At 67.5% G+C, this 21432-nt stretch carries 21 protein-coding genes; 8 read left to right on the forward strand and 13 right to left on the reverse strand.

The genetic code is table 11. The annotated features are described in order from the left end of the window. Positions 1 to 142: 142 nt before the first annotated feature. From AC5P98_RS07090 to pdhA, 4 genes are read right to left on the reverse strand one after another with little or no spacing between them, the layout of a single operon-like run. Positions 143 to 1531: a dihydrolipoamide acetyltransferase family protein gene (locus AC5P98_RS07090; RefSeq protein ID WP_046432903.1), complete on the reverse strand. Its 1389-nt coding sequence runs from the start codon at positions 1529 to 1531 to the stop codon at positions 143 to 145. Beyond that, positions 1528 to 1881 carry an SH3 domain-containing protein gene (locus AC5P98_RS07095; RefSeq protein ID WP_005411349.1) on the reverse strand — a complete coding sequence of 118 codons (354 nt, stop codon included), beginning with the start codon at positions 1879 to 1881 and terminating at the stop codon, positions 1528 to 1530. Before AC5P98_RS07095 ends, AC5P98_RS07090 begins: the two co-directional genes overlap by 4 nt. Before the next feature lies 1 nt (position 1882). Beyond that, entirely contained in the window at positions 1883 to 2950 is a 1068-nt protein-coding gene (locus tag AC5P98_RS07100; RefSeq protein ID WP_005414714.1) for an alpha-ketoacid dehydrogenase subunit beta, read from the reverse strand. After that, positions 2943 to 4025 carry a pyruvate dehydrogenase (acetyl-transferring) E1 component subunit alpha gene (gene pdhA / locus AC5P98_RS07105; RefSeq protein ID WP_049404539.1) on the reverse strand — a complete coding sequence of 361 codons (1083 nt, stop codon included), beginning with the start codon at positions 4023 to 4025 and terminating at the stop codon, positions 2943 to 2945. Before pdhA ends, AC5P98_RS07100 begins: the two co-directional genes overlap by 8 nt. Positions 4026 to 4360: 335 nt before the next feature. Between pdhA and AC5P98_RS07110 the strand changes: the two genes are divergently transcribed. The 4 genes from AC5P98_RS07110 (at position 4361) to AC5P98_RS07125 (ending at position 8909) form a co-directional block, all read left to right on the forward strand. Beyond that, positions 4361 to 5236 (forward strand): tryptophan 2,3-dioxygenase, encoded by an 876-nt coding sequence (locus AC5P98_RS07110; RefSeq protein WP_049404537.1) that lies wholly within the window; start codon positions 4361 to 4363, stop codon positions 5234 to 5236. 181 nt (positions 5237 to 5417) lie between these two features. Continuing rightward, positions 5418 to 6917, forward strand: a complete 1500-nt coding sequence (locus AC5P98_RS07115; RefSeq protein ID WP_005411345.1) for a peptide MFS transporter — start codon at positions 5418 to 5420, stop codon at positions 6915 to 6917. 19 nt (positions 6918 to 6936) lie between these two features. Continuing rightward, complete coding sequence (locus tag AC5P98_RS07120; protein WP_014648687.1) at positions 6937 to 7542, forward strand: thioredoxin family protein; 606 nt, start codon at positions 6937 to 6939, stop codon at positions 7540 to 7542. A 227-nt stretch (positions 7543 to 7769) separates the two neighbouring features. Further along, complete coding sequence (locus tag AC5P98_RS07125) at positions 7770 to 8909, forward strand: hypothetical protein (RefSeq protein WP_049404535.1); 1140 nt, start codon at positions 7770 to 7772, stop codon at positions 8907 to 8909. Positions 8910 to 8989: 80 nt separating this feature from the next. Here AC5P98_RS07125 and AC5P98_RS07130 read toward each other — a convergent pair whose 3' ends face one another. Further along, positions 8990 to 9484, reverse strand: coding sequence for a MarR family winged helix-turn-helix transcriptional regulator (locus tag AC5P98_RS07130; protein WP_014648685.1), 495 nt, complete (start codon positions 9482 to 9484; stop codon positions 8990 to 8992). A gap of 129 nt (positions 9485 to 9613) precedes the next feature. On the opposite strand from AC5P98_RS07130, the gene hppD reads away from it, so the two are divergent. Both hppD and hmgA read left to right on the forward strand, forming a co-directional pair. Beyond that, the gene (hppD, locus tag AC5P98_RS07135) at positions 9614 to 10726 is read left to right on the forward strand and encodes a 4-hydroxyphenylpyruvate dioxygenase (RefSeq protein WP_014648684.1); all 1113 of its coding nucleotides are present in this window, start codon (positions 9614 to 9616) and stop codon (positions 10724 to 10726) included. An 85-nt stretch (positions 10727 to 10811) separates the two neighbouring features. Next, on the forward strand, positions 10812 to 12110 hold the full coding sequence (gene hmgA / locus AC5P98_RS07140) for a homogentisate 1,2-dioxygenase (RefSeq protein ID WP_032957134.1): 1299 nt from the start codon (positions 10812 to 10814) through the stop codon (positions 12108 to 12110). 84 nt (positions 12111 to 12194) lie between these two features. On the opposite strand, the gene AC5P98_RS07145 is transcribed toward hmgA, so the two are convergent. Further along, positions 12195 to 12737: a hypothetical protein gene (locus tag AC5P98_RS07145; RefSeq protein ID WP_046432894.1), complete on the reverse strand. Its 543-nt coding sequence runs from the start codon at positions 12735 to 12737 to the stop codon at positions 12195 to 12197. A gap of 125 nt (positions 12738 to 12862) precedes the next feature. Here AC5P98_RS07145 and AC5P98_RS07150 point away from each other — a divergent pair, with 125 nt between their 5' ends. Both AC5P98_RS07150 and AC5P98_RS07155 read left to right on the forward strand, forming a co-directional pair. Next, a complete protein-coding gene (locus tag AC5P98_RS07150; RefSeq protein ID WP_046432891.1) occupies positions 12863 to 13519 on the forward strand; it encodes a hypothetical protein in 657 nt (218 codons plus the stop codon). A 72-nt stretch (positions 13520 to 13591) separates the two neighbouring features. After that, positions 13592 to 14551, forward strand: coding sequence for a sodium:calcium antiporter (locus AC5P98_RS07155; RefSeq protein WP_014648680.1), 960 nt, complete (start codon positions 13592 to 13594; stop codon positions 14549 to 14551). A 74-nt stretch (positions 14552 to 14625) separates the two neighbouring features. Here AC5P98_RS07155 and AC5P98_RS07160 read toward each other — a convergent pair whose 3' ends face one another. From AC5P98_RS07160 to AC5P98_RS07190, 7 genes are all read right to left on the reverse strand, one after another. Continuing rightward, a complete protein-coding gene (locus AC5P98_RS07160) occupies positions 14626 to 15015 on the reverse strand; it encodes a Na+/H+ antiporter subunit G (RefSeq protein WP_014648679.1) in 390 nt (129 codons plus the stop codon). Beyond that, positions 15012 to 15296 carry a K+/H+ antiporter subunit F gene (locus AC5P98_RS07165; RefSeq protein WP_006399171.1) on the reverse strand — a complete coding sequence of 95 codons (285 nt, stop codon included), beginning with the start codon at positions 15294 to 15296 and terminating at the stop codon, positions 15012 to 15014. Before AC5P98_RS07165 ends, AC5P98_RS07160 begins: the two co-directional genes overlap by 4 nt. Further along, the gene (locus AC5P98_RS07170; RefSeq protein ID WP_032957141.1) at positions 15293 to 15799 is read right to left on the reverse strand and encodes a Na+/H+ antiporter subunit E; all 507 of its coding nucleotides are present in this window, start codon (positions 15797 to 15799) and stop codon (positions 15293 to 15295) included. Before AC5P98_RS07170 ends, AC5P98_RS07165 begins: the two co-directional genes overlap by 4 nt. Continuing rightward, positions 15796 to 17331 (reverse strand): monovalent cation/H+ antiporter subunit D, encoded by a 1536-nt coding sequence (locus AC5P98_RS07175; protein WP_495229924.1) that lies wholly within the window; start codon positions 17329 to 17331, stop codon positions 15796 to 15798. Before AC5P98_RS07175 ends, AC5P98_RS07170 begins: the two co-directional genes overlap by 4 nt. Beyond that, positions 17328 to 17720: a Na+/H+ antiporter subunit C gene (locus AC5P98_RS07180; RefSeq protein ID WP_005414705.1), complete on the reverse strand. Its 393-nt coding sequence runs from the start codon at positions 17718 to 17720 to the stop codon at positions 17328 to 17330. The genes AC5P98_RS07175 and AC5P98_RS07180 overlap by 4 nt, the downstream gene beginning before the upstream one ends. Beyond that, the gene (locus AC5P98_RS07185) at positions 17720 to 20548 is read right to left on the reverse strand and encodes a monovalent cation/H+ antiporter subunit A (protein WP_049418804.1); all 2829 of its coding nucleotides are present in this window, start codon (positions 20546 to 20548) and stop codon (positions 17720 to 17722) included. The genes AC5P98_RS07180 and AC5P98_RS07185 overlap by 1 nt, the downstream gene beginning before the upstream one ends. 333 nt (positions 20549 to 20881) lie before the next feature. Further along, positions 20882 to 21367 (reverse strand): Mpo1 family 2-hydroxy fatty acid dioxygenase, encoded by a 486-nt coding sequence (locus AC5P98_RS07190; protein WP_014648674.1) that lies wholly within the window; start codon positions 21365 to 21367, stop codon positions 20882 to 20884. Positions 21368 to 21432: the final 65 nt, after the last annotated feature.

The following is a 21432-nucleotide window of genomic DNA, read 5'->3' on the forward strand; positions in this document are numbered from 1 at the left end:
CGTGGCGTGGATCTACTGAAAAGCACCCGGGCATGGCTCGGCTCTACAGTAGTGCGGGCACAAAAAAACGCCGGGCAATGCCCGGCGTTTTCTCCAAGTCATGTGCCAACCAACGGTTGGCACCTGCCGGTCAGGTGGCCGATCAGCTGGCCAGCGCCAGGTCGTCCATCATCGCGCGCAGGAAGCGGGCAGCTTCACCACCCGTGGCTGCGCGGTGGTCGAAGGTGACCGACAGCGGGATCACCTTGTGTGCTTCCACGCCGCCCATCACCGGGGTCATCTGGTGGCGGGCTCGGCCGGCACCGACGATGGCCACGCACGGCGGCACCACGACCGGGGTCGCGTAGCGGCCGGCGAACATGCCGAAGTTGGACAGCGAGATGGTGTAGCCACTCAGTTCCGACGCCGCGATCGAACGCGATTCCACCTGCTCGCGCAGGCGGTTGACGCCTTCGCGGATGCCGCGTGCGTCGAGCATGTCGGCGTTGCGCAGGGCCGGCACGAACAGGCCGTCGTCGGTGTCCACGGCGATGCCGATGTCCACCTGCGCGTGCAGGGTACGGGTCAGCGCTTCACCGTCGAACCAGGCGTTCATCGCCGGCACCTTCTGCGCGGCGACCACGATCGAACGCACCAGGCGCGCGGTGACGTCGTTGCCCGGCAGCCAGGCGTGGATGTCGGCGTCGTCGTTCAGCGTGGTCGGCACGACCTTGCTGTGCGCATCGGCCATCACGCGTGCCATGTTGCGGCGCACGCCCTTCAGCGGTTCCGGCTGGCCCTTGGCGACCACACCCGGCGGCTGGGTGCGCATCGGCTTGCCGGCGGCAGACAGCGGGGTGCGGGCTTCGCTCTGCACCGGGGCAGACACCTGCGCCGGGGCCGGCGCGGCATAGGCAGCAGCGGCAACCGGTGCCGGAGCAGCGCCGAGCTTGGCGCTGCCGTTGGCGGCAGCCTGCTTGACGTCGGCCATGGTCACCGCGCCATCGGTGCCGGTAGCGGCCACGCGGCTCAGGTCCACGCCCAGCTTGCGCGCCATCGCACGCACGGCCGGCACGGCCTTGACGCCACCGACGGCCAGCGCCTGTTCGGCATGCACGGCATTGGAGCTCTGCATCGCGCCGACCACGGTACCGGCGTCATCGCGCTCGGCCGCGGCGGGCTTGGCCTCCTCGGCGGCAACCGGAGCGGCCGCAGCCGGCAGCGGCGGCGGGGTCGGTGCGGCCGCCGGTGCAGCGTGGCCATGGCTGTGGCCGGTGTCCTGGCCATCGGCTCGCTGCGGCAGGTTCGGGTCCAGTTCGAAGCTGGCCAGCACCGAGCCGGTCGGGATGATGTCGCCGGCGCCGCCGGACAGCTTCAGCACCTTGCCGGAGAACGGCGAGGGCACTTCCACCACGGCCTTGGCGGTCTCCATCGACACCAGCGGCTCGTCCAGCTTGATCACATCGCCTTCCTTGACGAACCACTCGACGATGGTCGCGTCCGGCAGGCCTTCGCCCAGGTCGGGCAGGTTGAAGTTCTTGGTCTGGCTCATTTGCAGTTCTCTTCCAGCAGTTCCAGTTCGCGGGCCGGCAGCCAGCCCGTCGCGCCATTGGCGCGCTCGGACCACCACCACCCGCCGTGTTCGTGATGAAGCTTCACCATCTCGCCGCTTTCCACATCCAGCTCGCGGGCGTCGTAGTCGCACAGCGCTTCGGCGCGACCCTCGTCCAGCAGCTGCAACCAGGCGATGGGCGCCCATCCAGCGCGCCCATCGTTGGTGCGTACCCAGGCAAACGCCGGCCATTCCTCGTCACGTACACCTACTTCGACGATCTGGCCGGTGTGGAACCGGAGCGGGTTGGGATACTGGCTGCGGTAAGCCCCCAGAAGGCGGGCCCGCATGTCAGCCGGCCGCCACCGCGCGCTTGGCCGCAGCCACGATCCGCTCAACGCTCGGCAGGTACTTCATTTCCAGGCGGAACAGCGGAATGTGGGTGTCGTAGCCAGTGACGCGCTCGACCGGTGCCAGCAGGTCGTAGATCGATTCCTCGGCCAGGCGCGCGGCGATCTCGGCGCCGAAGCCCGCGGTCTTCGGGGCCTCCTGCACGATCACGCAGCGGCCGGTCTTGGCCACCGACTCGGCGATGGTGGCGAAGTCCAGCGGACGCAGCGTGGCCACGTCGATGACTTCGGCACTGATACCTTCGCCGGCCAGCTTGTCGGCCGCTTCCAGCGCTTCCTTCACCTGCGCGCCCCAGGTCACCAGGGTCACGTCGGTGCCGTCGCGCAGCACGAAGCAGACGTCCAGCGGCAAGGCTTCGCCGTCGTTGACGACCACTTCCTTGTACTGGCGGTAGATGCGCTTGGGCTCCATGTAGATCACCGGATCCGGCTCGCGGATCGCGGCCAGCAGCAGGCCATAGGCACGCTGCGGCGACGACGGCAGCACCACGCGCAGGCCCGGCACGTTGGTGAAGATCGCCTCGTTGGCTTCGCTGTGGTGTTCCGGCGCGCGGATGCCACCGCCCCACGGCACGCGCAGCACCATCGGGCAGTGCAGGCGGCCACGCGTGCGGTAACGCAGGCGTGCGGCGTGGCAGACGATATGGTCGACCATCGGGTACATGAAGCCGTCGAACTGGGCTTCGGCCACCGGCTTCATGCCCTGTGCGGCCAGGCCGATGGTCAGGCCGGCGATGGTGGTTTCGTCCAGCGGGGTATCGAGGATGCGGTCCGAGCCGAAGCGCTGCTGCAGCCCGGCGGTGGCGCGGAACACGCCGCCGTTGACGCCCACGTCCTCGCCCAGCACCAGCACCGACGGGTCGTGTTCCAGCTCCCAGGCCAGCGCCTGGGTGATGGCTTCGATGAGGGTGATCGGGGTGGTGGTCATGCTCTCTTCTCCGCGCGCGACCGCAGCGCTGTCGGCGGCGTTGGTGTGCGCGCCGGGCGCGCCGTTCTTGATCTCATCCATGGCGCTTCTCCAGGGCGATCGCCTGGGCACGCTGGGCCAGCAGGTCCGGCGGCGGATCGGCATACAGGAAGTCGAACATCGCCTCGACCGGCTGCACCGGCGTGTTGAGGTACAGGTTCACTTCCTCGTCCACGCGCTTGCCGCACTCGGCGACCCAGGCGCTTTCCTCATCCTCGCTCCACACACCGGCGTTGATCAGGTACTTGCGCAGGCGCAGCATCGGCTCGCGCTGCCAGGCATCCTTCACTTCAGCATCGTCGCGGTAGCGGCGCGCGTCATCGGCGGTGGTGTGGTCGGACAGGCGGTAAGTCATCAGTTCCAGCACGGTGCCACCGTCGCCGGCCAGCGCACGTTCGCGCGCCTGCTCCATGGCAGCCAGCACGGCGATCAGGTCGTTGCCGTCCACCTGCAGGCAGTGCAGGCCGCCAGCCAGGCCCTTCTGCGCCAGCGTTTCGGCACCGGTCTGGGCCGAACGCGGGACCGAGATGGCCCAGCCGTTGTTGACGATGCACAGGATCAGCGGGAGCTTGTAGGCGCCGGCCGAATTCAGTGCCGCGTAGAAGTCGGTCTTGGAGCTGCCGCCGTCGCCGCACACCGCCACGGCGATCTGCGGTTCCTTGTTGAGCTTGAACTTCAGCGCGGCGCCTGCGGCATGCAGGCACTGGGTGGAGATCGGCACGCAGAACGGGAAGTCCTTGGCCGCGTTGCCGCCGTAATCGTTGCCGCGTTCGTCGCCGCCCCAGTACATCAGCACGTCGTGCGGGCGCACGCCACGCATGAACATCGCGCCATACTCGCGGTACGAAGGCGCGAACACGTCGTCCTTCTGCATCGCTGCGCCGATACCCACGTGCGCGGCTTCGTGGCCCAGGCAGGCGGCATAGGTGCCCAGCTTGCCGGTGCGCTGCAGTGCGATGGATTTGCTGTCGAACGTACGTACGAACAGCATCTGCTTGAACAGCGGTACCAGGACCTGGGGGTCGCGCAGCGACGCGGGCAGGTCATCGCGGACGAGTTTGCCGTCCGTATCCAGGTACTGCAGGTATTCGATCTTGAATTCAGCGGCAACCGTCATTGCGTACTGCACCTTCGACAGAGAAGTTACAAATGATATGAATCGCCATGTTAAGGAACGCGTACGGAATAGCCTTCCTGCGCCGCAACACGGCAACGCCCTGTTTTACCCCTGCCGGCGGGTGGGGGGCCAATAACAACAACGTATTCAGTCGTTGCTGCAAAGCATCAGAATACGCCTCTGGCTGACTGCTGGCGCAACGACCCGATCGGTTCCACGCGCAGGCCCCGCATCGGCCAATGCTCCACGGGGCACCGCACGCCCCGGTATGGCCCCGGCGGCTGCCAGCGCGGCGGCAACGCGCTACCCTTGCCGCCCCCGATCTGGTCCCGCCCATGTCCGTCGACAACAACCAACGCGATCTCGAAGCCGGCATCCACACCGACCTGCAGGGACGCCTGACCTACGGCGGCTACCTGCGGCTGGACCAGCTGCTCAGCGCGCAGCAGCCGCTGTCCAACCCGCCGCACCACGATGAGATGCTCTTCATCATCCAGCACCAGACCTCGGAGCTGTGGCTGAAGCTGCTCGGCCACGAACTGCGTGCGGCGATCGGCTTCCTGCAGCGCGATGAAGTCTGGCAGTGCCGCAAGGTGCTGGCGCGCAGCAAGCAGGTGCTGCGCCAGCTGACCGAGCAGTGGTCGGTGCTGGAAACGTTGACCCCGTCCGAATACATGGGGTTCCGCGACGTGCTGGGCCCGTCTTCGGGCTTCCAGTCGCTGCAGTACCGCTACATCGAGTTCCTGCTGGGCAACAAGAACGCGCAGATGCTGCAGGTGTTCGAGCACGACCCGGCCGGGCAGGCGCAGCTGCGCATCGTGCTGGAGGCGCCGAGCCTGTACGAGGAATTCCTGAAGTACCTGGCCCGCTTCGGCCATGCCGTGCCGGCGGTCTACGAGGCCCATGACTGGACCCAGCCGCATGTGGCCGACGATGCGCTGCAGCCGGTCTTCGAACGCATCTACCAGGACACCGATCGCTACTGGCGCGAGTACGCGCTGTGCGAGGACCTGGTGGACCTGGAGACCGCCTTCCAGCTGTGGCGATTCCGACACATGCGCACGGTGATGCGCGTGATCGGCTTCAAGCGCGGCACCGGCGGCTCGTCCGGCGTGGGCTTCCTGGCCAAGGCGCTGGAGCTGACCTTCTTCCCCGAACTGTTCCAGGTGCGCACCAGCCTGCAGGCGGCACCCCCGGCAGAACTGGGCTGACCCCCATTCAGCTTGGACCCCGGCCATTGGCTGGATCGTTTCAGATGCAAGTTCAGCGAGCAGGCTGGCACCTGCCTCAAACGGCGTGTATTTGACGTGAACGGCAGAAGTCGGTGATCCTCGCGCGTTGCTCCAACTGCACAGCGGACGTGCTCGTCATCCACCGAACCAGGAAATCCGCATGAGCGTAAACGCCACTGCGAACACCCCAGAGCCGGCGCTGCCGGACTTCAAGACCACGCTGGGCCACCCGCGCCCGTTGTGGATGCTGTTCATGACCGAGTTCTGGGAGCGCTTTGCGTTCTACGGCATCCGCTGGGCGTTGGTGCTGTACATCGTCGCCCAGTTCTACAACGGCAGCGCTGCCGGTGAAGGCGACGCCAGCCGCATCTATGGCGCCTACCTGGCCCTGGTATACGCCGCGGCGATCTTCGGTGGCTACGTGGCCGACCGGGTACTGGGCTACCAGCGCTCGATCCTGACCGGCGCGATCATCATGGCCGCCGGCCTGTTCATGATCTCGCTGCCGCAGGAGCACATCTTCAAGCTTGGCCTGGCCACGATCATCGTAGGCAACGGCCTGTTCAAGCCCAACATCTCGACCATGGTCGGCAAGCTGTACGGCCTGAAGGACGAGCGCCGCGACTCCGGCTTCACCATCTTCTACATGGGCATCAACATCGGCGCGATGATCGCCCCGGTGCTGACCGAGTACCTGGCCCGCAAGGTGTTCGGTACCGACGCGATGCCGTCCTACAAGGTGGTGTTCATCGCCTCTGGCGTGGGCATGCTGATCTCGCTGGTGTGGTTCTACATCGGTCGCGCCGGCCTGAAGGGCATCGGTGCACCGCCGGCCGGCGCTGAAGGCTTCGGCCGCATCATCATGGTGCTGGCCGGTGCCGTGGTCGCCATCCCGGTGGCGTACTTCCTGCTGGCTACCGGCGCCACCGCGCTGGCCTGGATCCTGGGTGCGATGTTCACCGCGCTGGCCGTCCTGCTGCTGGTCGAGGGCATCCGCGAAGGCAAGGTGCAGCGCGACCGCGTGATCGCCATGCTGATCATCTTCGCCTTCAACGTGATGTTCTGGATGTTCTTCGAACAGGCCGGCAGCTCGTTCACCTTCCTGGCCGAGAACATCGTCAACCGCCAGTTCGGTGACTGGACCTTCCCGACCGCGTGGTTCCAGTCGGTCAACTCGGTGGCCATCATCACCCTGGCACCGGTCATCGCCTGGATCTGGGTGGCCATGGGCCGCGCCAATCCGTCCATCCCGCGCAAGTTCGGCCTGGGCCTGCTGTTCAACGGCGCCGCCTTCGCCCTGCTGATGTTCGCCCTGTCGCAGATGGTCGTTGACGGCAAGATCCCGTTCTGGACCCTGTTCATGGTCTACGTCATCCAGTCCGTGGGTGAGCTGTGCCTGTCGCCGATCGGCCTGTCGATGGTGACCAAGCTGGCCCCGGTGCGCCTGGTCGGCTTCGGCATGGGTGGCTGGTTCCTGTCCACCGGCATCGGCAACAACCTGTCGGGCATCTTCGCCGGCGTGGTCAGTGGTGAAGGCGGCATGACGGTCGAGTCGGCCCTGAAGGGGTATACCTTCGGGTTCTGGGCCCTGATCGGCTCCGGCGTGGTGCTGTTCCTGATCGCCCCGCTGATCAACAAGCTGATGCACGGCGTCAAGTAATGATGAGAGGGTAGAAGGCATGCGCAGCAAGCTCGGTGGTGCAATGGTGGTGGTCTGTGCGGCGCTGATCGGCGCCTGTTCGCAACCGCAACCGCCTGCCGCCGCCGAGCCCACGCAGCCCCTGGATACCCGACCCACCGAGCCACCGGTTGCTGACCCCAGCGAACCGGTGGCCTCGGGCAACACCCCGGTGGCGGCGGACATCGCCGCCATCGCCGGGCTCGGCGCGCAGTTCGACCCGGCCCGCAACCCCGCCGACGACCTGGCCACCGCCAAGGTGGAAGCCCAGCGTGGCAAGAAGCGGATCCTGCTGGAGGTCGGCAACGCCGCCTGTGAGCGCTGCCGGGCGCTGGACGACGTGGTGGAAGGCAACGGCGACCTGCGTCGCTTCCGCGATGCCCACTACGTGTGGGTGAAGGTCAACGCCAGCGACGAGCAGCCCAACACCGCCTTCTTCGCCCAGTACCCGGTGATGGCGCGCGACTACCCGTACCTGCTGGTGCTCGATGCAGATGGCGGCCTGCTGGTATCGCAGGCCACCGGCGAGCTGCGCAGGGGCGAGGCGTTCCAGCCTGCGCGGGTGAGTGCCTTCCTCAAGCAGTGGGCGCCTGACAAACCGGAATAGGGTAGTGCCGGCCGCTGGCCGGCATGCTCTGGTGGGTGCCGACCGCTGACCGCCCACCCCGGTGGGTGCCGACCGTTGGTCGGCACTGAGGCGCATCCACGCCTGGCGCGGATCTACTGCGCGCACCGTCACACTCTCTGAATCGGCGTCTCAACTTCACCGTGAGCACGCCGTTACCGGCAAGGACCTCAGTCGACATCCCGTCGATGCAACCTTCCGGAACGCCCATGCACAGCGACCACGCCGAACGATTGCCCGAACCCGCCAGCGACCTGGCCGAGGGTGGGGCAGGCGAGGGCGTGACCCTGCCAGCGCAGGAGGCCCTGCTGGACGACGCGGGCACCGGCGAGGACGCCGTTGAACTGGCGCCGCCACGCCATCGCCTGCCGCAGATCGCGCTGCCCGACAACGTGGTGCTGAAGGGGGCGGTGCAGAAGCTGGTCGAGCAGAAGTCCCGGCTTGATGCGCTGGCCGCCGAAGGCCAGCTGGCCGGGCTGCTGCCGCCCGAATGGCAGGGCCACGGCGCGCGCGCGATCGAGCTGTCCACCTTCATCCAGGGCGTGCTGCCCTTCCTGCAGACCGGCGAGCGTGGCGAGACCGCCCCCGCGCGACTGCCGGTGCGCCATGTGTTGGGTGACGACAGCCGCTGGGGCCTGGACGATGTGGCCGAACCGAAATCACTGGCGTGGTATCTGGCCAGTGACGAGCGCGCCACGGCCGGCAGCAAGGACGTCGCCGAGGCGTATCTGGTGGGCGCACTGGGCCTGGCGTGGATGCAGGAAGGTCGCAGCCGCCCCGGCTTCCTGCGCGCGATGGGCCAGGACAGCCTGGCCGCGCGGGTGACCATGCTCGGCTATCCGCCGGCCAACGAACTGGCGCTGTACAGCGTCACTGCGCACGGCCAGCCGCAGATCTGGTGCGTGCACGGGCGCCGCCGCATGCGCCCGCTGGTGGCGCCGTGGTTGAGCGTGCCGCTGCTGACCGCCTACGGCGTGCCGGCGCCGGTTGCGTGGCCGTCCAGCTTCCCGCCGGTGGAAGCGGTGGCCGAGCTGCTGGCGACCGCCCGCCTGGGGCGCGCGCTGCCGGAAGTGGACCTGGCCAAGGCCGTGGCGAAGATCGCCGAGGACGCCGCCTCTGACGCCTGGCAGCCGGTCAGCCTGCTGCAGCTCAACACCTGGTCACCGCGCTGGCACTTCTTCCTGGGCACCTTCGTCGGCCTGCCGTCGCTGCTGCTGGTGGCGGCGGCGCTGGCGCTGCCGGGGGCGGTCGAAGCAGCGACGGTGGCCGCTTCACTGGGCTTCGCCGGCGGCGCCATCGCAGCACTGGCCGTGCCGTGGATCCACGCACGCCGCAAGCACCTCAGCTGAAAAAAGGGGACGGAGGGGATTAAGCCGCAATCAGCACAGGTGCGCCTGATACGACTTAATCCCCTCCGTCCCTTTTTCTTTCAGACGCCTTCGCCCATCCGCTCCAGGCCTTCGCCGGCCAGGCGCAGGATCAGCTTCTCCAGCACCTGCTCTTCCTCCTCGCTCAGCACCGACATCAGCTTGCGGGTGATCTCGATCACCATCGGCGCGATGGTCTCGTACACCTCGAAACCGGCGGCCGACAGCGCCAGCACCGAGCGGCGGCGATCGTCGCCGTGGGTCTCGCGCTTGATGAAGCCGCGCTCCAGCAGGCGGGCCACGGCGCGGCTGACCGCCACCTTGTCCATCGCCGTGCGGTCGGAGACCTCGCTGGCCGAGGAGCCCGGGTACAGCGCCAGGATGGTGATGACCCGCCACTCGGGGATCGCCAGACCGTAACGATCGCCGTACAGCTTGGCGATGTTGCCGCTGACCCGGTTGGACAGCACGCTCAGCCGGTACGGCAGGAACTGTTCCAGGTCGAGCAGGACGTGCGAGGCACGCAGGCGGGTCGAAACGGGATCGGCGGGGCTCATGTTGCGGTGCACCTTGCTGGTGGTTTCAAGTGTAACTATAAGGGGTGGGTCCAGACCCTGCATTCTCGCCGGGTCCCTACCTGCCCGCACCTGGTTTGTACCGATGCGGTACCGATTCGGAGCCACGCCATGAATACCGCAGTCCCGACCGCCTCGCATCCCAACCCCGGCATGCAGGTCACCACCTTCGAGAACCCGATGGGCATCGACGGCTTCGAGTTCGTCGAATTCGCCGCCCCGGCCGGCCGTGGCCAGGAGCTGCACGAGTACTTCCGGAAGATGGGCTTCAGCGCGGTGCTCAAGCACAAGCAGCGTCCGATTACCGTCTATCGCCAGGGCGACGTCAACTTCCTGGTCAACGAAGACCCCGATTCGTTCGCCGCCGACTTCGCCGAAAAGCATGGCCCCTGCGCCTGTGGCTTCGCCATCCGCTTCAAGAAGCCGGGCCAGGAGGTCTACCAGACCGCGCTGGGCAACGGCGCCGAAGCCATCGCCTTCAAGCCGGACAGCAAGGCGGTCAGCGCGCCGGTCATCAAGGGCATCGGCGACTGCATGCTGTACCTGGTCGACCGCTATGGCAGCGCCGGCAGCATCTACGACGGCGACTACGAGCCGATCGCAGGGGCCGACCTGCACCCGTTCGGCTTCGGCCTGACCTTCATCGACCACCTGACCCACAACCTGTACTTCGGCAACATGCAGCAGTGGTCGGACTACTACGAGCGCCTGTTCAACTTCCGCGAGATCCGCTACTTCGACATCAAGGGCCTGAAGACCGGCCTGGTGTCCAAGGCGATGACCGCGCCGGATGGCATCGTGCGCATCCCGCTGAACGAATCGTCCGACCCGAAGAGCCAGATCAACGAGTACCTGGACGCGTACAAGGGCGAGGGCATCCAGCACATCGCCTGCTTCACCGAGAACATCTACGAGACCGTCGAAGCGATGCGCGCGCAGGGCGTGGATTTCCTCGACACGCCGGAAACCTATTTCGACGTGATCGACCAGCGCGTGCCGAACCACGGTGAAGACGTGGCGCGCCTGGCCAGGAACAAGATCCTGATCGACGCCGATCCGGAAACCCACCAGCGCAAGCTGCTGCAGATCTTCACCCAGAACTGCATTGGCCCGATCTTCTTCGAGATCATCCAGCGCAAGGGCAACGAAGGCTTCGGCGAAGGCAACTTCACCGCGCTGTTTGAAAGCATCGAGCGCGACCAGATCCGCCGCGGCGTGCTGTAAGGTCCGCAGGCAATGTCGGCGTCCCGCCGGCATTGCCTGTCCGAATGGTAGTGCCGGCCGCTGGCCGGCAATCTCTGGAGTTCCCATGTCCCCCGCCATCACCGCCCGCGGCTACCAGTCCGGCTTCGGCAACGAATTCGCCACCGAGGCCGTCGCCGGCGCGCTGCCGGTCGGGCAGAACTCACCGCAGAAGGTGGCCCACGGCCTGTACGCCGAACAGCTGACCGGCACCGCCTTCACCGCGCCGCGCGGCAGCAATCGCCGCAGCTGGCTGTACCGGATCCGCCCGGCGGTGACCCATGGCGAGTTCACTCCGTTCGCGCAGTCGCAGCTGCAGTGTGATTTCGGCGCACAGCCGGCTTCACCGAACCAGCTGCGCTGGAGCCCGCTGCCGCTGCCGGAGCTGCCGACCGACTTTGTCGAAGGCCTGTACACGATGGGTGGCAACGGCTCGCCCGACGCGCATGCCGGCGTGGGCATCCACCTTTACGCTGCCAACCGCGACATGGTCGGCCGCTACTTCTACGACGCCGACGGTGAACTGCTGATCGTGCCGCAGCTGGGCGCACTGCGCCTGCTGACCGAGCTGGGCGTGATCGAGATCGAGCCGCAGCAGATCGCGGTGATCCCGCGCGGCGTGCGGTTCCGCGTGGAACTGCCCGATGGCCCGAGCCGCGGCTACATCTGCGAGAACTACGGCGCGCTGCTGAAGCTGCCCGACCTTGGCCCGATCGGTTCCAACGGCCTGGCCAACCCGCGTGACTTCGAGACCCCGCACGCGGCGTTCGAGGATGTCGATGGCGATTTCGAACTGATCGCCAAGTTCGAGGGCCGCCTGTGGCGCGCGCCGATCGACCATTCGCCGCTGGACGTGGTGGCCTGGCACGGCAATTACGCGCCGTACCGCTACGACCTGCGTCGCTTCAACACCATCGGTTCGATCAGCTACGACCATCCGGACCCGTCGATCTTCCTGGTGCTGCATTCGCCCAGCGACACACCCGGCACCAGCAACATGGACTTCGCGATCTTCCCGCCGCGATGGCTGGTGGCGCAGAACACGTTCCGCCCGCCGTGGTTCCACCGCAACATCGCCAGCGAGTTCATGGGCCTGGTGCATGGCGCCTACGACGCCAAGGCCGAAGGCTTCGTGCCGGGTGGCGCATCGCTGCACAACTGCATGAGCGGTCATGGCCCGGATGCGCCGACCTTCGACAAGGCCTCCAATGCCGATCTGTCCAAGGCCGATGTGATCAAGGACACGATGGCCTTCATGTTCGAGACCCGCGCGGTGATCCGCCCGACCGCGCAGGCGCTGGCCGCCGGCCATCGCCAGGGCGATTACCAGCAGTGCTGGAACGGCCTGCGCAACAACTACCGCTGACCCGGAAAAGGGGACGGAGGGGATTAAGCCGCAATCAGCACACGTGTGCCTGAAACGACTTAATCCCCTCCGTCCCCTTTTTCTTCAGGCGGCCTCGGTGAACGCGTCGCAATGCTCCAGCGGCAGCGCTTCCAGCAGGCGTTGCCGCACACGCTGGCAATAACCCTCCGAGGTCAGCCCGGGCAGCATCTGCATCGCCGAGTGCAGCACCTGCAGTACTTCACTTTCGGCGCGCGCCTGCTGCAGGTCGCGGAACAGCGCCGCCGCCTGCGGGTGGCGCTGCATTTCCAGGATGCCCAGTACATAGATGCGCGCGGCCACCAGCGAGCGGCGGCGCTCGCTGCCGGTTGCGGGTGCAGCCGGTGCCGCCGCCGGCGTGGTGGGTGCCGGTGCTGCCGCGTCTGCGGGTGGTGGCGGTGCGGCTGTGGCGCCGGTACCGGTGCTCAGGTAGCCGGCCTGCACCAGCTGGATGACCATGGCGGGCGCGTCCTGGCCGAGCAGGCCGGTCAGATCGGCGATGCTGCGCTGGCCGTCGCACAGGATCAGCAGCCGGCGCTGGCGCATGTCCAGCGGCGCGCGATGGGCCTGCAGCGCGGTTCGGGCGAGTTCGGTCTTGCGCGGTTGCATGGAAGGGACAGCCAAGTCGGTGCACGCCGAGCCTGAACGAAGGCGATGAAACCGCGATGACAATGCAGCGCCTGCACACGGGATGGGCTAGCGTGCAGCCATCTTCGTGCCAGGGAACCGCACCGATGAAGCACCTTCCGCTTGCTGGTCTGTTGCTCCTTTCGCTCACCGCCTGCAGTGCTGGCCCCGACAAGCAGGGGGCGGCCGGCAGTGGCAGCGACACTCCGGCCGAAACCGCCTCGGCGACCGGGCCCGCGCAGTCGGCGGATCCCGACCTGGCCGCCCGCCCGGCCAACGACCTCCGCAAGGACAGTCCAGCGCGCCTGGACGGCTTCGGCGGCGTCACGCTGGGCGCCGGCATCGCCGAGGTCCGCAGCGGCTTCGGCACGCCGCTGCAGGGACTGGGCACCGACGCCAATGGCAAGCCCCTGCCGGCCGACGACAGCAACGACGGCTGCTACTTCCTGCGTCCGCAGGGCGCCGAAGACCCTCGCCTGATGATCGAGGCACGCAAGCTGGTGCGCTATGACGTGCGCAGTGCGGCGATCGTCGCTCCGGGCGGCGGCAAGGTCGGCATGACCCTGGGCGAGCTGCAGGTGCTGTACCCAGAGCGCGCGGACGTCGGTCCTGACAAGTACGACGAGAAAGCGCAGCACCTGCGCGTGCGGCCGGCGCAGGAAGGCGGGGCGGTCATCGACTTCGCGCTCGGCGCCGATGGTCGGGTCAGCGCCTGGCGCGTCGGCCAGACCCCGCAGGTCGATTACGCCGAAGGCTGTGGCTGATCCTTGATCCACCGCCCAGCCATGCGCTCGGGCCAAGCGTAGAATCGCGCCACCACTGCTGGGGAGTGCTCGATGATCGCCATTGCCATTGCCTGGTTCCTGCTCGGCCTGCTGTTGCTGGCGCTGGGCGGGGATTCCATCGTCAAGGCCGTGTCCGGCCTGGCCCAGCGCTTCGGGGCCAGCCCGTTCACTGCCGGGCTGCTGCTGCTCGGGGTGACCACCTCGTTGCCGGAACTGGCGGTCAATGCGCGCGCGCTGGCGGTCGGCCAACCGGAGCTGGCACTGGGCAATGCCGTGGGCAGCAGCATCGTCAACCTGGGCTTCACCCTGGCGGTGGCAGCCATCGCCGCGCCCCTGTTGCTGCGCGCGCGCCTGCAGACGGTGCTGTGGTGGTCGCTGCTGGTGGCCGGCGTGCTGCTGGTCCTGTTCGGGCTGGATGGTCGCCTGGCGCGCTGGGAAGGCGGCGTGCTGGTGGCAGGCTTCATCGTCATGCAGGTGCTGCTGCTGCGCCGCGGCCGCGTTGAGCGTGCCGAGGTGCAGGCGGCCATCGCCGAGTCCGCCCTGAGCCGCACCAGCCTGCCGTTGAACGTGCTGCGGGTGCTGATCGCAGCGCTGACGCTGTACTGGGGCGCGCGCCTGGTCGTGGGCGCCGCCGCTGACTTCGGTGCCGCGCTGGGCTGGACACCGCTGCTGGTCGGCCTGCTGCCGGTGGCGATCGGCACCGCACTGCCGGAGGTGGCAACCGCAATTGCTGCCGCGCGTCGCGGCCACGGCGACATGGTGCTTGGCCACGTGCTGGGCTCCAGCGTGGTCAACCTGCTGCTGGTGATCGGGGCGATGGCGGTGTTGCAGCCGTTGGCGTTGCCGGCCTCGTTCGTGCGCCTGGAACTGCCGGCACTGCTGGCGTTCGCCCTGGTGCTGTACCCGATGCTGCGTGGCGATCTGAAGATCAGCCGCAGTGAGGGCGGAATCCTGCTGGTCGCGTTCGCCGGCTGGTTCGTGCTGGAGCTGCTGCTGGTCGGCGCGGCATGAGGTAGTGCCGGCCGCTGGCCGGCAACCTCACTGCCTCTGACGGAACCCTTGCCACTGCCGGCCAGCGGCCGGCACTACCGGTTCTGCGTGGCTTCCTCTTCCCGCGCCGGTTCCGGCGGCGGAAGCTGTTCCTCGGCAGCCGGCTCGTTGCCCGGCAGGCTGGGACGGGTTTCCATCAGCAGCGACAGCGCCGCCTTGGCCATCATGTGGGCGCTGATCGGCGCGGTGATGAACAGGAATACGGTGATCAGCAGCTCGCGCGGCTGCGGGTCCTGGCCCAGGAAGATGTGGTAGCAGACCGAGCACACCAGCACGCAGCCCACGCCCAGCGTGCTGGCCTTGGTCGGCGCGTGCAGGCGCTTGAAGAACGTGGACAGCTTCACCAGCCCCAGTGCGCCGACCAGGATGAAGAAGCAGCCGAACAGCAGCAGGATCGACAGGCCGATCTGGATCGCGGTGATCATTCGACGATGTCCCGGCGCAGCACGAACTTGCTCAGCACCACGGTGCTGCCGAAGCCGAGCATGGCGATGACCAGTGCGGCTTCGAAGTAGATCGCGGAGTTGAGGTACATGCCGAACAGCATCAGCTCGGCAATGGCGGTCACCGACAACGTGTCCAGTGCGAGGATGCGGTCAGGCACGGTCGGTCCGCGCAGCAGGCGCCAGGTGGCCAGCAGCATGGCCAGGCCGACCACGTGCATGCACACCACCAGCGTGGTCTGGATGATCTGGAATCCAGTCATGGGAAGATCTCCATCAACGGCGCCTCGTAGCGGCGCTTGATCGTATCGATCAGGTCCTGTGGGTCCTCCAGGTGCAGCACGTGCACCAGCAGGAACTTGCGGTCGTCGCTGAGCGCGGCCGAGACCGTGCCCGGGGTCAGCGTGATCATGCTGGTCAGCGCCGCGATGCCGTGGATGTTGGCGATGTCCAGCGGCAGCCAGATGAAACCGGGGTGAATCTTCTTCTCCGGGCCCAGCACCTGCAGGGCCACGCGGATGTTGGACATCAGGATGTCCCACAGGGTCACGCACACCAGCTTGGGCAGCGGCCGCAACGTGCCGATGCGCGCGAACTCGCGGTCCAGGCGTGCGGCGAACAGCGGCACCACCACGCCCAGCACCAGCCCCAGCACGATCTGGCCGAGGGTGAAGCTGTCGGACATCAGCAGCCAGAACGCCACCACCATGATGCTGAGCATTGGCGAGGGAATCAGGCGACGGAACAGGGAGCGCTGGGCGGTCATGGCTGGCGGATCTCCGGTGCGGTCGCGCGCAGCTGCTGCACGTACTCGCTGGGTTGCAGCAGCTGTGCGGCGGTGGCGTCGGTGTAGCGCATCAACGGTGCAGCGGCCAGGGTCATGGCGATACCGTAGGCCAGCAGGATGCACGCGGCGTACAGCTCCACCCGGCGCAGAGAAGCCTTGCGCGGCTTCGGTGCCTCCGGATCGACAGGCGGCACGCGCCAGAACAGGCGGATGCCGCCGCGGGTCAGGCCCATGATCACCAGCAGGCTGCTGACCAGCACCGCGGTCCAGACCGGAGCGGTGTACTGCGCCGGCATGCCGGCCAGCAGTGCGGCCTTGGCCAGGAAACCGGACAGCGGTGGCAGGCCGGCCACCGACACCGCGCCGATCAGGAACAGCACGGCGGGTGTCTCCTTGCCCGGCATCGGCGCGACCACTTCCTTGCGGTCGCTGGCACCGCCGCGACGACGGCGGATCAGGTCGGCGATCAGGAACAGCGCGGCGGCGACGAAGCTGCTGTGCGGCAGGTAGTACAGGCCGGCCGACAGCACCTGCGGCGTGCCCACCGAGAAGGCGATGAACAGCGTGGCTGCCGACACGATGACCAGGTAGGAGATCAGCACGCGCAGGCGGGTCGCGGCGAGGGCGCCCAAGCCGCCCAGCACCAGCGTCGCCACACCGGCCCACAGCAGCCAGTCACGGCCGTAGCCGGCCATCGCGCCGGCATCGTCGCCGAACCACAGCATCTGGATGCGCAGCACCGAGTACAGGCCGACCTTGGTCATGATCGCGAACAGCGCAGCCACCGCCGCCGGTGCGCGCGAATAGGCTTCCGGCAGCCACAGGTACAGCGGCATCAGGGCGGCCTTGGCGCAGAACACCAGCAGCAACAGGCCCATCGTCGCCTTCACCAGGGTCAGCTGCGCCGGCGGTACCTCGGCGATGCGCTGCGACAGCTCGGCCATGTTCAGCGAACCCAGCGTGGCGTACAGCAGGCCCAGCGCGATCAGGAACAGGGTCGAGGCGGTGACGTTGAACACCACGTAGTGCAGGCCGATGCGCATGCGCAGGCCACGGCCACCACTGAGCAGCAGGCCGTAGGAAGCGATCAGCATCACCTCGAAGAACACGAACAGGTTGAAGATGTCGCCGGTCAGGAACGCACCGTTGAGGCCGACCAGCTGGAACTGGAACAGCGCATGGAAGTGCGGTGCGCGGCGGTCCCAGCCCGAGCAGGCGTGCAGCAGGCAGGGAATGGCCAGCAGCAGGGTGGTCAGCAGCATCCACGCCGAAAGCCGGTCGGCCACCAGCGCGATTCCCAGCCGCGACGGCCAGTCGCCCAGCAGGTAGACGTTGATATCACCGCCCGCGGTCGACGCGAACAGCAGGCCCACCGCCAGCGCCAGCGCCGACAGTGCGGTCCAGGCCACCGCGCGCTGCACCCTGGGGCCGTAGCGGCGGTGTTCGACGAACAGCGACAGCGCGGCGCCGAGCAGCGGAATCAGGATCGGCAGGATCACCAGATGGTTCATGCGCGGTCCTCGCCCTGGCGCGGCGAGGCGCTCTCATCCTGCAGGTCGTCGTCGGGCTCGTGGGCGTCCACATGGTCGCTGTGGTTGTCGCTGCGGCTGCGCATGGCCAGCACGATGCTCACTGCGGTCATCGCGAAGGCGATCACGATCGCGGTCAGCACCAGTGCCTGCGGCAGCGGGTCGGTGTAGTTGCCCAGGTGGCTGTCCACGCCTTCCTGCAGTACCGGCGCCTTGCCCAGCACCACGCGGCCACCGGCGAAGATCAGCAGGTTGGTGGCGTAGGACAGGAAGGTCATGCCGAGGATCACGTCGAAGCTGCGCGCACGCAGCAGCAGGTAGATGCCGATGGCGGTCAGCACGCCGATCGCGGTAGCCAGGGCCAGTTCCATCAGTGCATCTCCCCGGTGCGTGCCGAGCGGCGTTGCAGGTCGATCTCACCCTTGCGGGCGGTACGGGTACGCGATGGCTTGATCGTGCCCATCATCGACAGCATCAGCATGGCACCGCCGAACACCACCAGATAGACGCCGATGTCAAAACCAATCGCACTGGCCAGCGGCACGTCGCCGATCAGCGGCAGGTGCAGGTCGAGGTGGCCGCTGGTCAGGAACGGCACGCCGAACAGCATCGACGCGCTGCCGCTGAGCAGGGCGATCAGCAGGCCCATGCCGATGCAGCGGATGTAGTCGAAGCCGAAGCGCGACTCCACCGACGCAGTGCCTTGGATCACGTACTGGATCAGCAGCGGCACCGCCAGCACCAGGCCGGCGATGAAGCCGCCACCCGGCGCGTTGTGGCCGCGCAGGAACAGGAAGATCGACACGGTCAGGGTCAGCGGGAACATGATCTGGGCCAGGTCGGCCGGCACCGGCAGCTTGATCGGCGGGCCGGGCATGATCTGCTCCGGCGCCATCCGCGTGCGCCGCAGCAGGGCATGCACCACCAGCGCGGCGATGCCGAACACGGTGATCTCGCCGAAGGTATCGAAGCCGCGGAAGTCGACCAGGATCACGTTGACCACGTTCTGGCCATAGGCCTCGGGCAGGGCACGGGCGAGCAGCTCGCCGGCCATGGTGTTCGGCGGCAGGGTCATCGCGGAATAGGCCAAGGCGCCAAGTCCGGCACCGGCGATGATCGCGATCACCGCGTCACGGCGCTTGCGCCAGCGCGGCCGCTCCGGCCCGGACTGCGCAGGCAGGTAGTTCATGCCCAGCAGCATCAGCACCAGGGTCACCATCTCCACCAGCAGCTGGGTCAGGGCCAGGTCCGGCGCGGACAGGAACACGAAGGTCAGCGCCACCATCAGGCCGACGCCGCCGACCAGCAGCACCGCCAGCAGGCGCTGCTTGTAGATACGCAGGGTAGCCACCGCGCAGGCCATCATCACCAGCCACAGCGCCCAGCCCAGCAGCGGGATCGGCTGCGGCCTGGTCCAGTTCGGCGAGGCGGGGTTGGCCACGAACGGCGCGGCGGCGGCCACGATCGCCACCAGCACCAGGCCCAGCAGCATGCGCTGAAGGCTGCCGTTGGCGATGCCGTTGGTCAGGCGCATGGCCAGTGCGGAGATCGCGTCCAGCTGCGCATGGAACACATTGCGGCCAGTGCTGACGTTGGTCACGGCGTGCAGGTTGATCAGCTTGCGCAGGCCGAAGTACAGCGCCACGCCGCCGATCACGCCGATCGCGCTCATCGCCAGCGGCAGGTTGAAGCCGTGCCATACCGCCAGGCTGTACTCGGGCATGGCGTCGCCGAGGATCGAGGCCGCAGCGGCGTGCAGCACCGGCGCTACGGTCAGTGCCGGTGCCACGCCCACCGCCACGCAGATCACCACCAGCAGTTCCACCGGCACCTTCATCCAGCGCGGCGGTTCGTGGGGCACGCGGTCCAGGTCGTGCGGGCCGGGGCCGAAGAAGGTGTCGTGCACGAAGCGCAGGCTGTACGCCACCCCGAATACGCCCGCCAGCAACGCTGCGATCGACACCGCCGTGCGCATGATTCCCGGGCCGCCGGCCGTGATCGCTTCGGCGAACAGCATTTCCTTGGACAGGAAGCCATTGAGCAGGGGGATGCCAGCCATCGCCAGCGAGGCGATGATCGCCAGCGCGCTGGTGAACGGCATCAGCCTGCGCAGGCCTCCCAGCTTGCGCATGTCTCGGGTACCGGTCTCGTGGTCGATGATGCCGGCGGCCATGAACAGCGAGGCCTTGAAGGTGGCGTGGTTGAGGATGTGGAACACGCCGGCCACCACCGCCATCGGCGTGGAAAGGCCGAACAGCAGGGTGATCAGGCCCAGGTGGGAAATGGTCGAGTACGCCAGCAGGCCCTTCAGGTCATGCTGGAAGATCGCATTCCAGGCGCCGATCAGCAGGGTCAGTGCGCCGATGCCGCTGACCGTGTAGAAGAACAGGTCGCTGCCGGCCAGTGCCGGATGCAGGCGCGCCAGCAGGAACACGCCGGCCTTCACCATGGTGGCCGAGTGCAGGTAGGCCGAGACCGGGGTCGGCGCCGCCATCGCGTGCGGCAGCCAGAAGTGGAACGGGAACTGCGCGCTCTTGGTGAAGATGCCGGCCAGTACCAGGAAGAGGGCGTAGGGGTACAGCGCGCTGGCGCGGATCTGCTCGCCAGCGGCCAGCACCATGTCCAGGTCGAAGCTGCCGACGATGCGGCCGATCAGCAGCACGCCACCGAGCAGGGCCAGGCCACCGCCACCGGTGATCACCAGCGCCATGCGTGCGCCTTCGCGGGCGTCCTGGCGGTGCGACCAGAAGCCGATCAGCAGGAACGAACTGATGCTGGTCATTTCCCAGAAGATCATCAGCAACAGCAGGTTGCCCGACAGCACCATGCCCAGCATGGCGCCCATGAACAGCAGCAGGTAGCAGTAGAAGCGGTGCGCGTTGTCCTGCGGGCTCAGGTAGTAGCGCGCATACAGCACCACCAGCGCGCCGATGCCGAGCACCAGCCCGGCGAACATCCAGGCCAGCCCGTCCAGTCGCAGGGTGAAGTCCAGCCCGATCTGCGGCAGCCAGGGCACCAGGGTGCGGACCACCTGGCCATCGAGCACCGACGGGGTCAGCCAGCCGAGGATGGCCAGCCCGCCCAACGGCGCCAGCGCCGCCAGCCAGGCAGCAGTCGAGCGCGAACTACGGGGGAAGGCCGCAACAGCCGCTGCCATCAGGAACGGCAGGGCCAGCAGCAGGGGCAGGCTGGGGAGCATGCAGGGAATCCATGATTCACGAGCAGGTCAGGGAGGATAACAGGCTGCGAAATGTCGCCGAAACCCATCGAACAGCGATCAATTGCATGTAACGTTCGCTGATTCATTTTTTCTGCGATGCAACATCACATTCCTGCATCCCTTCCCTGGCTGCGCTCGGGGGACACCCTACGCCCACGCAGGGAGACCGCAGGCCCTGTCGCACAGGGGCTGCCGTCGACGGGCGGGCAATGGGGAGCGGATCACCGGCGCAGGCTGGCAGGGCTCCCGTGGACTACGGGTGACGGAATCCGCCCGTTCAGGAAACGACGGCCGCTGTCGGCCGCCGCCAGGTCAGTAGCGCCAGTCCAGCTTGCGGTAGAACTTGGCCATCACCCAGGCCGGGCCGATCAGCAGGTAGGTCAGGTCGGTCAGGAAGCTGGGCTTGCGGCCCTCGAATTTGTGGCCGATGAATTGCGCGATCCAGGCCACCACGAACACGCCCACCGCCAGCCAGCGCAGGGCCTGCAGGCCGATCTCGGCCTCCAGCAGCCGGCACAGGCAGCCGAACACGAAGAACTGGATGAGCATGCCGATGCCCAGCGGGCGCGACAGCTTGTTGTAGAAGCACCACGCGCTGAACATCGCCAACGCCGACCAGATGCCGTACTGGAACCAGGTGATCAGCGGCGGCAGGCACCACAGCAGGGCCACCACCGACCACAGGATCGCCGGGACCGCCACCACGTGGATGCGCTGGTTGATCACATTGCGGTGGTCGTCGGAGTAGCTGGCGAAATAGCGGTCGATCGGCCGCGCAAGCTGGGTGGATGTCTGCATGCTGCGTCGCTTCCTCGGGCAACGGTAGTGCCGGCCGCTGGCCGGCACTCCAGAGCATAGCCGAG

This window comes from Stenotrophomonas sp. YJH_SMC_135 (assembly GCF_059372355.1).

Bases quoted from the DNA above. Each gene is read 5' to 3' on its own strand.
- AC5P98_RS07090 (WP_046432903.1), bottom strand. From the start codon at position 1,531: ATGAGCCAGACCAAGAACTTCAACCTGCCCGACCTGGGCGAAGGCCTG.
- AC5P98_RS07095 (WP_005411349.1), bottom strand. From the start codon at position 1,881: ATGCGGGCCCGCCTTCTGGGGGCTTACCGCAGCCAGTATCCCAACCCG.
- AC5P98_RS07100 (WP_005414714.1), bottom strand. From the start codon at position 2,950: ATGGATGAGATCAAGAACGGCGCGCCCGGCGCGCACACCAACGCCGCC.
- pdhA (WP_049404539.1), bottom strand. From the start codon at position 4,025: ATGACGGTTGCCGCTGAATTCAAGATCGAATACCTGCAGTACCTGGAT.
- AC5P98_RS07110 (WP_049404537.1), top strand. From the start codon at position 4,361: ATGTCCGTCGACAACAACCAACGCGATCTCGAAGCCGGCATCCACACC.
- AC5P98_RS07115 (WP_005411345.1), top strand. From the start codon at position 5,418: ATGAGCGTAAACGCCACTGCGAACACCCCAGAGCCGGCGCTGCCGGAC.
- AC5P98_RS07120 (WP_014648687.1), top strand. From the start codon at position 6,937: ATGCGCAGCAAGCTCGGTGGTGCAATGGTGGTGGTCTGTGCGGCGCTG.
- AC5P98_RS07125 (WP_049404535.1), top strand. From the start codon at position 7,770: ATGCACAGCGACCACGCCGAACGATTGCCCGAACCCGCCAGCGACCTG.
- AC5P98_RS07130 (WP_014648685.1), bottom strand. From the start codon at position 9,484: ATGAGCCCCGCCGATCCCGTTTCGACCCGCCTGCGTGCCTCGCACGTC.
- hppD (WP_014648684.1), top strand. From the start codon at position 9,614: ATGAATACCGCAGTCCCGACCGCCTCGCATCCCAACCCCGGCATGCAG.
- hmgA (WP_032957134.1), top strand. From the start codon at position 10,812: ATGTCCCCCGCCATCACCGCCCGCGGCTACCAGTCCGGCTTCGGCAAC.
- AC5P98_RS07145 (WP_046432894.1), bottom strand. From the start codon at position 12,737: ATGCAACCGCGCAAGACCGAACTCGCCCGAACCGCGCTGCAGGCCCAT.
- AC5P98_RS07150 (WP_046432891.1), top strand. From the start codon at position 12,863: ATGAAGCACCTTCCGCTTGCTGGTCTGTTGCTCCTTTCGCTCACCGCC.
- AC5P98_RS07155 (WP_014648680.1), top strand. From the start codon at position 13,592: ATGATCGCCATTGCCATTGCCTGGTTCCTGCTCGGCCTGCTGTTGCTG.
- AC5P98_RS07160 (WP_014648679.1), bottom strand. From the start codon at position 15,015: ATGATCACCGCGATCCAGATCGGCCTGTCGATCCTGCTGCTGTTCGGC.
- AC5P98_RS07165 (WP_006399171.1), bottom strand. From the start codon at position 15,296: ATGACTGGATTCCAGATCATCCAGACCACGCTGGTGGTGTGCATGCAC.
- AC5P98_RS07170 (WP_032957141.1), bottom strand. From the start codon at position 15,799: ATGACCGCCCAGCGCTCCCTGTTCCGTCGCCTGATTCCCTCGCCAATG.
- AC5P98_RS07175 (WP_495229924.1), bottom strand. From the start codon at position 17,331: ATGAACCATCTGGTGATCCTGCCGATCCTGATTCCGCTGCTCGGCGCC.
- AC5P98_RS07180 (WP_005414705.1), bottom strand. From the start codon at position 17,720: ATGGAACTGGCCCTGGCTACCGCGATCGGCGTGCTGACCGCCATCGGC.
- AC5P98_RS07185 (WP_049418804.1), bottom strand. From the start codon at position 20,548: ATGCTCCCCAGCCTGCCCCTGCTGCTGGCCCTGCCGTTCCTGATGGCA.
- AC5P98_RS07190 (WP_014648674.1), bottom strand. From the start codon at position 21,367: ATGCAGACATCCACCCAGCTTGCGCGGCCGATCGACCGCTATTTCGCC.